The following is a 12,223-nucleotide window of genomic DNA, read 5'->3' as shown; positions in this document are numbered from 1 at the left end:
CCCCTCTTAATTAACGTCTTGTTTTCTTGTCATCAGCAGCATGACCTTTATACGAACGTGTAGGTGCGAATTCACCTAGTTTGTGTCCGACCATGTCTTCTGAAACATATACTGGTACATGTTTACGACCATCGTAAACTGCAATTGTATGCCCGATAAACTCAGGGAAAATAGTTGAACGACGAGACCAAGTTTTGATAACCTTTTTCTCATTCTTTTCGTTCATAACTTCGACCTTCTTCATTAAATGATCATCAACAAAAGGTCCCTTTTTTAAACTACGGCCCATGAATAAACCTCCCTTCGTGATTGACCCACGGTTCTAGTGAACCGTGAAACAACCCCGTTATTTTTTGCGACGACGTACAATGTACTTATCAGAACTCTTGTTTTTCTTACGTGTTTTGAAACCAAGTGTTGGTTTACCCCAAGGAGACATTGGTGATTTACGTCCGATTGGAGCACGTCCTTCACCACCACCGTGTGGGTGATCGTTAGGGTTCATAACAGATCCACGAACAGTCGGGCGCTTACCTAACCAACGAGAACGACCTGCTTTACCAATGTTAACTAGCTCATGCTCATCGTTTCCTACAGAACCGATTGTTGCACGGCAAGTAGATAAGATATAACGAGTTTCACCTGATTTTAAACGAACTAATACGTAATCTCCTTCTTTACCAAGAAGTTGAGCTTCTGCACCAGCAGAACGTACTAATTGTCCACCTTTACCAGGCTTTAATTCGATATTGTGGATAACTGTACCAACAGGAATATTAATTAAAGGAAGAGCATTCCCTACTTTAATATCTGCACTTGCACCTGACTCGATAGTCATTCCAACTTTCAATCCTTTTGGAGCGATGATATAACGCTTTTCCCCATCAGCATAGTTGATTAGTGCAATGTTAGCTGTACGGTTTGGATCGTACTCGATCGTAGCAACGCGGCCTGGAATACCATCTTTGTTGCGTTTGAAGTCGATAATACGATACTTACGTTTGTGTCCGCCACCTTGATGACGTACAGTTAATTTACCTTGATTGTTACGACCACCTTTATTGTGTAAAGGCGCTAATAGTGACTTTTCTGGTTTGTCAGTTGTGATTTCTGCAAAATCTAGAACTGACATCCCACGACGACCGGCACTGGTCGGTTTATACTTTTTAATCGCCATCTTGATTTCCCTCCTTCTCTGTTAAACTTATACACCTTCAAAGAATTCTAATTCTTTGCTTTCTGGTGTTAATGTAACAATTGCTTTTTTGCGTTTTGCAGTATACCCTGCGTGACGACCGAAACGTTTGAATTTACCTTTGTAGTTCATTGTAGCAACCTTTTTCACTTTCACTCCAAAGATCTCTTCAATAGCACTCTTAATTTCAGTTTTATTCGCGCGAGTGTCCACTTCAAACGTGTACTTCTTTTCAGACATTAAATCAGTTGAACGTTCTGTAATTACGGGGCGCTTAATGATATCACGAGCGTTTGACATTACGCTAGCACCTCCTCTACCTTTTCAACTGCACCTTTAGTAATGATTAGCTTATCGTGCTTAAGAACATCAAGTACATTTACTCCTTCAGCAGAAACAAATGATACACCTGGAATGTTACGAGCAGATAAAGCTACAGCATCATTGTAGTCGGCTGTTACAATTAATGCTTTACGATCTACAGATAAGCTCGATAGGATCGCAATCATTTCTTTTGTTTTTGGTGCGTTTAATGCTAATTCTTCTAGAACAACAATCTCAGCAGCTTTTACCTTACTAGAAAGAGCTGACTTGATTGCTAAACGGCGTACTTTTTTAGGCAATTTATAACCGTAATCACGTGGTGTAGGACCGAATACTACTCCTCCACCTACCCATTGTGGTGAACGGATTGACCCTTGACGAGCGCGTCCAGTTCCCTTTTGGCGCCATGGCTTTCTTCCGCCGCCTCGTACTTCAGAACGTCCTTTTGTCTTATGAGTACCTTGACGTAAAGATGCTTGTTGCATGACTACTGCGTCATGTAGAACATGCTCATTTGGTTCAATACCAAATACTGCATCAGATAATTCAATATCCCCAACTTGAGAGCCGGATTGATTAAATAATGCTACTTTAGGCATGATGTGTCCTCCTTTCCATTAAACGTTAGTCGTTTTTAACCGCACTTTTAACAGTTACGTAGCTCTTTTTAGCACCTGGTACATTACCTTTTACTAATAGAAGGTTACGATCTGTATCAACTTTAACGATTTCTAAATTTTGTACTGTAATTTGCTCTCCACCCATACGTCCAGGTAAAGCTTTACCTTTAAATACTCGGTTTGGAGCTACAGGACCCATTGAACCAGGGCGACGGTGGTAACGAGAACCGTGAGACATAGGTCCACGAGATTGGTTATGGCGCTTAATTGCACCTTGGAAACCTTTCCCTTTTGAAATACCTGTTACGTCTACTACGTCACCTACGTTAAATGCGTCTGCCTTGACTTCTTGACCAACTTCAAACGCAGTAAGTTCTACGTTACGAATTTCTTTCACGAAGCGCTTAGGTGCTGTGTTTGCTTTTTCAGCGTGTCCTTTTGCAGGCTTAATCACACGATTAGCTTTTTGATCATCAAAACCTAATTGAATAGCTTCATAACCATCATTTTCAACAGTTTTCTTTTGAAGAACAATGTTCGGAGTAACTTCAATTACAGTTACAGGAATTACATCACCGTTATCTGCAAACACTTGAGTCATACCGATTTTCTTCCCTAAGATTCCTTTGGTCATTAGTCACACCTCCTGTGTTTCACTCAATATATTTTTTTGCCATTATTTTAAAGTAGAAATTATAAAATGTATTAATGAACATCTCAAACTTTACATAAGTTAATATTAAAGTTTGATTTCGATATCAACGCCAGATGGCAGGTCTAATCTCATTAACGCATCAACAGTTTGTGGTGTTGGGTTAATAATATCGATTAAACGCTTATGCGTGCGCATTTCGAATTGCTCACGAGAATCTTTATACTTGTGTACCGCACGAAGAATTGTATAAACACTCTTTTCAGTTGGAAGCGGGATTGGTCCAGAAACATTAGCTCCAGAACGCTTCGCTGTATCTACAATTTTCTCTGCTGATTGATCAAGGATTCTATGATCGTAAGCTTTAAGACGGATGCGAATTTTTTGTTTTGCCATTTAAGCCCCTCCTTTATCGTCCATTTTAATAAACAGACATACTCCGCGAAAATTTCCTCACACCCTGCCATGGCAAAGGGCCCGGGTGTGTCAGCAACCTTTCGCATCATCGCTGTCACAGACCAACATTCAATATTATATACAAATTAAAAACAAAATGCAAGAGTATTTTTCTGTTGATCACACTTGTACTATTATATAGACTTATTCCCATAAATTCAAGTCATGTTATCAAGTATTTATCTTCCATTATTATCAAACAACTAATATGTATACACATATAAAGAAAGTACCGTTTCTTTTATTAGAACAATACTGATTTCGAATTCAACATTCAATTTAAATACATTATAATTTAAGGATTAAATTTTTCTATTTTCTAAAATAAACTTTAGTTCTCCTACACTTAGATCACTAAACTCAATTAGATGTATTAATCTATGGATTGATACCTTAAATACGTATTAGCATTCTGTTCTTTGTAGATATGTAGAATATAAAGAAGTTCCCCGATTAAATCGAGGAACTTCTTATATTTAAAATTACTCTTGGATTGAAGCTACAACGCCTGCTCCAACAGTACGTCCACCTTCACGGATTGAGAATTTTGTTCCTTCTTCAATCGCGATTGGTGAAATTAATTCTACAGTCATTTCGATGTTATCACCAGGCATAACCATTTCTACACCTTCAGGAAGGTTACAAATACCAGTTACATCAGTTGTACGGAAGTAGAACTGTGGACGGTAGTTTGTGAAGAATGGAGTGTGACGTCCACCCTCTTCTTTAGAAAGTACGTATACCTCAGCTTTGAACTTTGTGTGTGGAGTGATTGTACCTGGCTTAGCAAGTACTTGACCACGTTGGATGTCATCACGAGATACACCACGAAGAAGTGCACCAATGTTGTCACCAGCTTCAGCATAGTCAAGAAGCTTACGGAACATTTCTACTCCTGTTACTGTAGTTTTGCTAGGCTCTTCAGCAAGACCGATGATTTCAATCTCTTCACCAACCTTAACTTGTCCACGCTCAACACGTCCAGTAGCAACTGTACCACGACCAGTGATTGAGAATACGTCCTCAACTGGCATCATGAATGGTTTCTCGTTGTCACGCTCTGGAGTTGGGATGTAAGAATCTACAGCATCCATTAGCTCATAGATTTTAGCTTCCCAAGCTTCGTCTCCTTCTAATGCTTTAAGAGCAGATCCTTGGATAACAGGAACATCGTCACCAGGGAAGTCATACTCATTAAGAAGATCACGAACTTCCATTTCTACTAACTCAAGAAGCTCTTCGTCGTCAACCATGTCGCATTTGTTTAAGAATACAACGATGTAAGGAACACCTACTTGACGAGAAAGTAAGATGTGCTCACGAGTTTGTGGCATTGGACCATCAGCAGCAGAAACTACTAAGATCCCACCATCCATTTGTGCAGCACCAGTGATCATGTTTTTAACGTAGTCAGCATGTCCTGGGCAGTCAACGTGTGCATAGTGACGTGTTTCAGTTTCATACTCAACGTGTGCAGTTGAAATTGTGATTCCACGCTCACGCTCTTCTGGAGCTCCATCGATTTGATCATAAGCACGAGCTTCTGCTCCACCTTTTTTAGCTAAAGCAGTTGTAATAGCTGCTGTTAAAGTAGTTTTACCATGGTCAACGTGTCCGATTGTACCAATGTTAGCATGTGTTTTCGAACGGTCAAATTTAGCTTTTCCCATTTTACTTTTCCTCCCTTAAATACGTATCAATTATTATGGATAAGAAAGGTGAAATACCCATATATTATCACCTTTCTTAGCTTACAATAAACTCATTCAAGAAACAATAATTACTGAATATTATTGTCCAGTTTGTTTCTTAATGATTTCTTCAGCAACACTCTTTGGTACTTCTTCATAGTGATCAAAGTGCATTGTGTAGTTCCCACGTCCTTGTGTACGTGAGCGTAGTGAAGTAGCATATCCGAACATTTCAGCAAGTGGAACCATCGCACGAACTACTTGTGCGTTACCGCGAGCTTCCATACCTTCAACGCGTCCACGACGAGCAGTAACATCACCCATGATATCACCCATATACTCTTCAGGAACAACTACTTCTACTTTCATCATTGGCTCTAAAAGTGCTGGCGCACAATGTGCTTTTGCGTTTTTAAGAGCCATAGAACCCGCAATCTTAAATGCCATCTCATTTGAGTCAACATCATGGTATGAACCATCAAAGATTGTAGCTTTTAAGTCTAATAATGGGTAGCCTGCAAGCATACCATTTTGTAATGCTTCTTCAATTCCAGATTGAACAGCTGGGATATATTCACGAGGAACCACACCACCAACAACTTTGTTTTCAAATTGGAATCCAGCACCTTCTTCAAGTGGTTGAAATTCAATCCAAACGTGTCCGTATTGTCCACGTCCGCCTGACTGACGAACAAACTTACCTTCAACTTTAGCCGCTTTACGGATTGTTTCACGGTAAGATACTTGAGGGGCACCAACATTTGCTTCCACTTTGAATTCACGGCGCATACGATCAACGATGATATCTAGGTGTAACTCACCCATACCAGCGATGATTGTTTGGCCAGTTTCTTCATCTGTATGTGTACGGAATGTTGGATCTTCTTCTGCAAGTTTAGCAAGTGCCATACCCATTTTATCTTGGTCAGCTTTTGACTTTGGTTCAACAGAAAGTGAAATTACTGGTTCTGGGAACTCCATTGATTCAAGTATAACTTGGTTCTTTTCATCACATAAAGTATCACCAGTTGTTGTATCTTTAAGACCAACTGCAGCAGCGATATCACCAGCATATACTGTTGAAATCTCTTCACGACTGTTAGCATGCATCTGAAGAATACGTCCAACACGTTCACGTTTACCTTTTGTTGAGTTAACAACGTATGACCCTGAGTCTAATGTTCCTGAATACACTCGGAAGAATGTAAGCTTACCAACATAAGGATCAGTCATAACTTTAAATGCTAAAGCAGAGAAAGGACCTTCATCGCTTGATTCGCGAGTTGTTTCTTCCTCAGAATCCGGTAAGGTACCTTTAATTGCAGGTACATCTAACGGTGATGGTAAGTAATCTAGAACAGCATCTAACATTAATTGAACACCTTTGTTCTTGAATGCTGTACCACAGATAACTGGGAAGAAGTTAACAGAACAAGTAGCAGTACGAATTCCTGCTTTTAGTTCTTCGATCGTAATTTCTTCACCTTCTAAGTATTTCATCATTAACTCTTCGTCTTGTTCAGCAACAGCTTCTACTAACCTAGTACGGTACTCTTCTGCTTGAGCTTTATACTCTTCCGGAATTTCACCTTCAGTAATTTCTGTTCCTAAGTCATTCGCATAAAATCTTGTTTTCATTTCTACTAAGTCAATAATTGCACGGAACTCGTCTTCAGCACCAATTGGCAACTGAATCGGATGTGCATTTGCACCTAATCGGTCATGCAATGTTTTTAATGAATATAAGAAATCTGCACCCGTCTTGTCCATTTTGTTTACAAAAACAACACGTGGTACACCATAAGTTGTAGCTTGACGCCATACTGTTTCAGTTTGTGGTTCAACACCTGATTGTGCATCAAGTACCGCAACCGCTCCGTCTAACACACGTAAAGAACGTTCTACTTCTACCGTAAAGTCTACGTGACCTGGTGTATCAATAATGTTAACTCGGTGACCCTTCCATTGGGCAGTAGTAGCAGCTGAAGTGATTGTAATACCACGTTCTTGCTCCTGTGCCATCCAGTCCATTTGAGATGCACCTTCATGAGTTTCACCGATTTTATGAATACGTCCAGTGTAGAATAAGATACGTTCTGTTGTTGTAGTTTTACCGGCATCAATGTGGGCCATGATGCCGATATTACGTGTATTCTTTAAGGAGAACTCTCTTGCCATAGTGTATTTCTCCTTTCAATCATTAAATGATTATTAGAATATTTTTTGTCTTGATTTTACCAACGATAGTGAGCGAACGCTTTGTTAGCTTCAGCCATCTTATGAGTGTCTTCACGTTTCTTAACTGATGCACCAGTGTTGTTTGCTGCATCAAGAATTTCGTTAGCTAAACGCTCTTCCATCGTTTTTTCTCCACGAAGACGAGCATAGTTTACTAACCAACGAAGTCCTAACGTAGTACGACGCTCAGGTTTCACTTCGATAGGTACTTGATAGTTAGCTCCACCTACACGGCGTGCTTTAACTTCAAGAACTGGCATAATATTCTTTAACGCTTGATCGAAAACTTCCATAGGGTCATTTCCGCTACGCTCTTTTACTAATTCAAAAGCGTTATAAAGGATGCTTTCAGCAACACCTTTCTTACCGTCAACCATGATACGGTTGATAAGGCGAGTTACTAATTTTGAATTATAAAGAGGATCTGGTAAAACATCTCTCTTTGCTACTGGTCCTTTACGAGGCATTATTTCCCCTCCTTTCGTCTTGTAAACCTATTTTTTTATTTCTTAGCTTCTTTCGGACGCTTTGTTCCATACTTAGAACGACCTTGCATACGGTTTTGAACTCCTGCTGTGTCAAGAGCACCACGTACGATATGGTAACGTACCCCTGGTAAATCTTTTACACGTCCACCACGAATTAGAACAACACTGTGCTCTTGTAAGTTGTGACCGATACCTGGAATATATGCAGTAACCTCAATACCGTTTGTTAAACGTACACGAGCATATTTACGAAGAGCTGAGTTCGGCTTCTTCGGCGTCATTGTACCTACACGAGTACATACACCACGCTTTTGTGGTGAAGACTGGTTAGTTTGAGCTTTAATAAAGCTATTGTAACCTTTGTTTAATGCAGGTGAGTCTGACTTCTTAACTTTCGCTTGACGTCCCTTACGGATAAGTTGATTAATAGTAGGCATTGTTTTTCCTCCTTTCGTAAAGAAATTGTTAAGACCACTGATCCTGGTGGTTCTTTTTTAAACAAAAGTAAAGTTTTTGCCAAGCGATCGACATCGCGTTGGCAAAAACATTATTACTTTGTCAGTGTTACAGTGGCAGCTCCAACATCAATCCCACAAACTTTTCCAAGCTTTTTCATGGAATCAACTGCTGTTATCGGTACGCCTTTTTTCTGAGCTAATAATTGTACCTTAGTAACAACTCTAGCATCAGCGTCATTGGCTATGATGACCTCTATTGCGTTCCCTTGTTCGAGAGCTTTGATCGTTTGTTTAGTACCTATGACAACATTCTCTGCCTGTGTCACTTTATCATAAGACATCTTTTAAATCCTCCAAAGCTACAGGTTTTCTCAGGCACACTACGATATAATATCACTCTCAATTTACAATGTCAACTATGATTTGAATTTATTCTTGCGTTGCAACTTCTTCCATCGGCTCTAGTTGTTCTAATTCTTCCTGTTTATCGTGTTCAGAAATGATTTTCAGGTTACGATATCGTGTCATTCCTGTTCCAGCTGGAACTAGTTTACCAATAATTACATTCTCTTTAAGACCTAGTAACTCATCTCTCTTACCTTTAATAGCTGCGTCCGTCAGAACACGTGTTGTTTCTTGGAATGACGCTGCTGATAAGAACGATTCTGTTTCTAGTGAGGCTTTGGTAATACCTAGTAACACCGGACGACCCGTTGCAGGACGCTCACCTTCAAGAAGTACTTTTTCATTTTCATCATTAAATTGGTGTATATCCATTAAAGCGCCTGGAAGAACGGCTGTTTCACCGTTATCAACAACTCTAATTTTTCTTAACATCTGACGAACCATTACTTCGACGTGTTTGTCACCAATTTCTACCCCTTGCATACGATAAACTTTTTGTACTTCACGAAGCAAGTATTCTTGAACACCTTTTACACCTTTTACATGTAAAAGTTCTTTAGGGTCAATCGAACCTTCGGTAATACTTTGCCCTGGAACTAGTGCATCGCCTTCGATTACCTTGATCCTTGCACCATAAGGAATCGCATAGTTTCTCGTTTCCATTTCGCCTTGAACAACGACTTCACGTTTGTCCGAGCTATCATTTACACCAACGACAGTTCCTTCAATTTCAGAAATGACAGCCTGACCTTTAGGGTTACGAGCTTCAAACAACTCTTGAATACGCGGAAGACCTTGAGTGATATCGTCCCCTGCTACCCCACCTGTATGGAAGGTACGCATCGTAAGCTGTGTTCCTGGCTCACCAATTGATTGTGCAGCAATGATACCGACTGCCTCACCGACTTCAACATCACTACCAGTCGCCAAGTTACGTCCATAACACTTTTTACAAACCCCATGTCGAGTATCACAAGTAAATACAGAACGAATCGTAACCTTTTCAACTCCTGAATCAACGATGTTTTTCGCGATATCTTCATCAATTAATTCGTTTTTATTAATAAGGGTTTCACCAGTCTCTGGGTGACGAACTGACCGGAACGAGAAGCGACCTACAAGACGATCATATAAATTCTCAATCACTTCTGTTCCTTCTTTAATCGCTTCAACAACAAGGCCACGGTCTGTACCACAATCATCTTCTCGAACGATGACATCTTGTGCAACGTCAACTAGACGACGAGTTAGGTAACCTGAGTCTGCTGTTTTTAATGCTGTATCGGCTAGACCTTTACGAGCACCATGCGTAGAGATAAAGTACTCTAATACTGTTAAACCTTCACGGAAACTTGATTTAATCGGTAACTCAATAATACGACCAGATGGATTGGCCATTAGACCACGCATACCTGCTAACTGTGTAAAGTTAGATGCATTACCACGGGCACCGGAGTCACTCATCATAAAGATTGGGTTAAGGTTATCTAAAGACTTCATTAATTTTTCTTGAATGATATCTTTTGCTTCACTCCAAATTGAGATAACTCGATCGTATCTTTCCTCTTCTGTGATTAAACCACGACGGAATTGTTTAACTACTCGCTCAACCTTTTCTTCAGCCTTCGCTAAGATTTCTTTCTTCTCAGCTAATACAACGATGTCAGCTACACCTACTGTAATACCTGCTTTCGTTGAATATCTGAAACCAAGATCTTTCATGCGGTCAAGCATTTTTGATGTTTCTGTAATTTTAAATTGCTTAAATACTTGAGCAATGATATTTCCTAAGAAACCTTTTTTAAATGGTGCTACAATGTCACGCTCTGCAAAAATTTCTTTTACATTGGTTGTCATTGGAACCATGTACTTTTCAGGCAATGCTTCCTCTAGGTTCTTCCCAGTTGGTTCATTAACATACGGGAACGATTCTGGAAGAATTTCATTGAAGATAATCTTCCCTACCGTCGTCAATAGAAGCATACTATATTGCTCTTCAGAAAACGTTGTTTTATTTAGTGAAGCAACCGGAATTGCAATTCGGCTGTGTAAATGAACATAGCCATTTTGATATGCAATCAACGCTTCGTTAGGATCTTTAAAGATTGAACCTTCACCTTTCGCTCCAGCTCTTTCTAATGTTAGGTAATAGTTCCCTAATACCATATCCTGTGAAGGTGTAACTACTGGTTTACCATCCTTAGGGTTAAGGATGTTCTGAGCAGCTAGCATTAATAAGCGAGCTTCAGCTTGAGCTTCGGCTGATAATGGTACGTGAACAGCCATTTGGTCTCCATCAAAGTCAGCATTATATGCCGTACAAACTAATGGATGAAGTTTAATCGCACGACCTTCAACTAGTATAGGTTCAAATGCTTGAATACCTAATCTGTGAAGAGTAGGGGCACGGTTTAGCAGAACCGGGTGCTCTCTAATAACCTCTTCTAGCACATCCCAAACTTCAGGTTGAATCCGTTCAACTTTACGTTTAGCACTTTTGATGTTGTGTGCTAAACCTTTACTCACTAACTCTTTCATTACAAACGGCTTAAATAACTCTAAAGCCATTTCCTTAGGTAGTCCGCACTGATACATTTTTAAGTTTGGACCTACAACGATAACCGAACGACCAGAGTAGTCAACACGTTTCCCTAAAAGGTTTTGACGGAAACGTCCTTGCTTTCCTTTTAGCATGTGAGAAAGTGATTTTAATGGACGGTTTCCTGGCCCTGTTACTGGACGACCACGACGTCCGTTATCAATTAACGCATCTACAGCCTCTTGTAACATACGCTTTTCATTTTGCACGATAATATTCGGAGCACCTAGGTCTAATAGACGCTTCAGACGATTATTACGGTTAATTACACGACGATACAGGTCGTTTAAATCTGACGTTGCAAAACGACCGCCATCTAATTGAACCATCGGACGTAATTCAGGTGGGATAACAGGAAGTACATCTAGGATCATCCAAGAAGGCTCATTTCCTGAATGTCTAAAAGCTTCAAGAACTTCAAGACGCTTAATTGCTCTCGTTCTACGCTGACCTTGTGCAGTTGCAAGTTCTTCTTTAAGAATGTCTACTTCTTTATCAAGATCGATATCAGCAAGTAATTTCTTAATCGCTTCTGCTCCCATTTGCGCAGTGAAAGAACGTCCATATTTATCACGATATGTACGATATTCTTTCTCAGAAAGTAATTGTTTTTTCTCTAATGGCGTATCGCCTGGTTCCGTAACAACATAAGAAGCAAAATAAATAACCTCTTCAAGTGAACGTGGAGACATGTCAAGGACAAGCCCCATACGGCTAGGAATTCCTTTAAAATACCAAATATGAGAAACTGGTGCCGCTAATTCAATATGGCCCATTCTCTCACGACGAACTTTAGCACGAGTAACTTCAACACCACAACGGTCACATACAACACCTTTGTAGCGCACACGCTTATATTTACCACAATGACATTCCCAGTCTTTCGTAGGACCGAAAATTCTTTCACAAAATAGGCCGTCTTTTTCAGGTTTGAGCGTACGATAGTTAATTGTCTCAGGTTTTTTTACTTCTCCACGTGACCAAGAACGAATCTTGTTTGGTGAAGCGAGACCAATCTTCATAAACTCAAAATTATTTACATCTATCAAGGGGCCAACCTCCCTTTCCATCTTAAGGTTTTTAAGGTTGAAATGGTG

The 12,223-nt window shown here is 39.9% G+C and carries 12 protein-coding genes; all 12 read right to left on the bottom strand.

Going from position 1 to position 12,223, the window contains the following annotated elements; genetic code table 11:
- Positions 1-10 precede the first annotated feature (10 nt).
- The gene (gene rpsS, locus ACNSTQ_RS17945) at positions 11-289 is read right to left on the bottom strand and encodes a 30S ribosomal protein S19 (RefSeq protein ID WP_418201183.1); all 279 of its coding nucleotides are present in this window, start codon (positions 287-289) and stop codon (positions 11-13) included.
- 57 nt (positions 290-346) lie between these two features.
- Positions 347-1,177, bottom strand: a complete 831-nt coding sequence (rplB, locus tag ACNSTQ_RS17940; RefSeq protein ID WP_418201182.1) for a 50S ribosomal protein L2 — start codon at positions 1,175-1,177, stop codon at positions 347-349.
- Between the two features lie 27 nt (positions 1,178-1,204).
- Positions 1,205-1,495, bottom strand: coding sequence for a 50S ribosomal protein L23 (gene rplW / locus ACNSTQ_RS17935; RefSeq protein WP_418201181.1), 291 nt, complete (start codon positions 1,493-1,495; stop codon positions 1,205-1,207).
- Positions 1,495-2,118 carry a 50S ribosomal protein L4 gene (gene rplD / locus ACNSTQ_RS17930; protein ID WP_418201180.1) on the bottom strand — a complete coding sequence of 208 codons (624 nt, stop codon included), beginning with the start codon at positions 2,116-2,118 and terminating at the stop codon, positions 1,495-1,497. The genes rplW and rplD overlap by 1 nt, the downstream gene beginning before the upstream one ends.
- Positions 2,119-2,143: 25 nt before the next feature.
- Positions 2,144-2,773 carry a 50S ribosomal protein L3 gene (gene rplC / locus ACNSTQ_RS17925; protein WP_418201179.1) on the bottom strand — a complete coding sequence of 210 codons (630 nt, stop codon included), beginning with the start codon at positions 2,771-2,773 and terminating at the stop codon, positions 2,144-2,146.
- A 105-nt stretch (positions 2,774-2,878) separates the two neighbouring features.
- A complete protein-coding gene (rpsJ, locus tag ACNSTQ_RS17920) occupies positions 2,879-3,187 on the bottom strand; it encodes a 30S ribosomal protein S10 (protein ID WP_418201178.1) in 309 nt (102 codons plus the stop codon).
- A gap of 542 nt (positions 3,188-3,729) precedes the next feature.
- Positions 3,730-4,917 carry an elongation factor Tu gene (tuf, locus tag ACNSTQ_RS17915; protein WP_418201177.1) on the bottom strand — a complete coding sequence of 396 codons (1,188 nt, stop codon included), beginning with the start codon at positions 4,915-4,917 and terminating at the stop codon, positions 3,730-3,732.
- Between the two features lie 120 nt (positions 4,918-5,037).
- A complete protein-coding gene (fusA, locus tag ACNSTQ_RS17910; protein ID WP_418201176.1) occupies positions 5,038-7,116 on the bottom strand; it encodes an elongation factor G in 2,079 nt (692 codons plus the stop codon).
- 56 nt (positions 7,117-7,172) lie between these two features.
- A complete protein-coding gene (rpsG, locus tag ACNSTQ_RS17905) occupies positions 7,173-7,643 on the bottom strand; it encodes a 30S ribosomal protein S7 (RefSeq protein ID WP_216831087.1) in 471 nt (156 codons plus the stop codon).
- A gap of 35 nt (positions 7,644-7,678) precedes the next feature.
- Entirely contained in the window at positions 7,679-8,101 is a 423-nt protein-coding gene (gene rpsL / locus ACNSTQ_RS17900) for a 30S ribosomal protein S12 (RefSeq protein ID WP_216831088.1), read from the bottom strand.
- Between the two features lie 113 nt (positions 8,102-8,214).
- Entirely contained in the window at positions 8,215-8,463 is a 249-nt protein-coding gene (locus ACNSTQ_RS17895) for a 50S ribosomal protein L7ae-like protein (protein WP_275120353.1), read from the bottom strand.
- 88 nt (positions 8,464-8,551) lie between these two features.
- Positions 8,552-12,175, bottom strand: a complete 3,624-nt coding sequence (rpoC, locus tag ACNSTQ_RS17890; protein ID WP_418201175.1) for a DNA-directed RNA polymerase subunit beta' — start codon at positions 12,173-12,175, stop codon at positions 8,552-8,554.
- Between the last annotated feature and the right edge of the window lie 48 nt (positions 12,176-12,223).

Origin of the sequence: Alkalihalobacterium sp. APHAB7 (genome assembly GCF_048323755.1) — a bacterium.
GTDB lineage: Bacteria > Bacillota > Bacilli > Bacillales > Bacillaceae_F > Alkalihalobacterium.
This window is presented reverse-complemented; position numbering and strand designations above follow the sequence as displayed.

Excerpts from the sequence above, each read along its gene's own strand:
- rpsS (WP_418201183.1), bottom strand. The coding sequence starts at position 289 with ATGGGCCGTAGTTTAAAAAAGGGACCTTTTGTTGATGATCATTTAATG.
- rplB (WP_418201182.1), bottom strand. The coding sequence starts at position 1,177 with ATGGCGATTAAAAAGTATAAACCGACCAGTGCCGGTCGTCGTGGGATG.
- rplW (WP_418201181.1), bottom strand. The coding sequence starts at position 1,495 with ATGTCAAACGCTCGTGATATCATTAAGCGCCCCGTAATTACAGAACGT.
- rplD (WP_418201180.1), bottom strand. The coding sequence starts at position 2,118 with ATGCCTAAAGTAGCATTATTTAATCAATCCGGCTCTCAAGTTGGGGAT.
- rplC (WP_418201179.1), bottom strand. The coding sequence starts at position 2,773 with ATGACCAAAGGAATCTTAGGGAAGAAAATCGGTATGACTCAAGTGTTT.
- rpsJ (WP_418201178.1), bottom strand. The coding sequence starts at position 3,187 with ATGGCAAAACAAAAAATTCGCATCCGTCTTAAAGCTTACGATCATAGA.
- tuf (WP_418201177.1), bottom strand. The coding sequence starts at position 4,917 with ATGGGAAAAGCTAAATTTGACCGTTCGAAAACACATGCTAACATTGGT.
- fusA (WP_418201176.1), bottom strand. The coding sequence starts at position 7,116 with ATGGCAAGAGAGTTCTCCTTAAAGAATACACGTAATATCGGCATCATG.
- rpsG (WP_216831087.1), bottom strand. The coding sequence starts at position 7,643 with ATGCCTCGTAAAGGACCAGTAGCAAAGAGAGATGTTTTACCAGATCCT.
- rpsL (WP_216831088.1), bottom strand. The coding sequence starts at position 8,101 with ATGCCTACTATTAATCAACTTATCCGTAAGGGACGTCAAGCGAAAGTT.
- ACNSTQ_RS17895 (WP_275120353.1), bottom strand. The coding sequence starts at position 8,463 with ATGTCTTATGATAAAGTGACACAGGCAGAGAATGTTGTCATAGGTACT.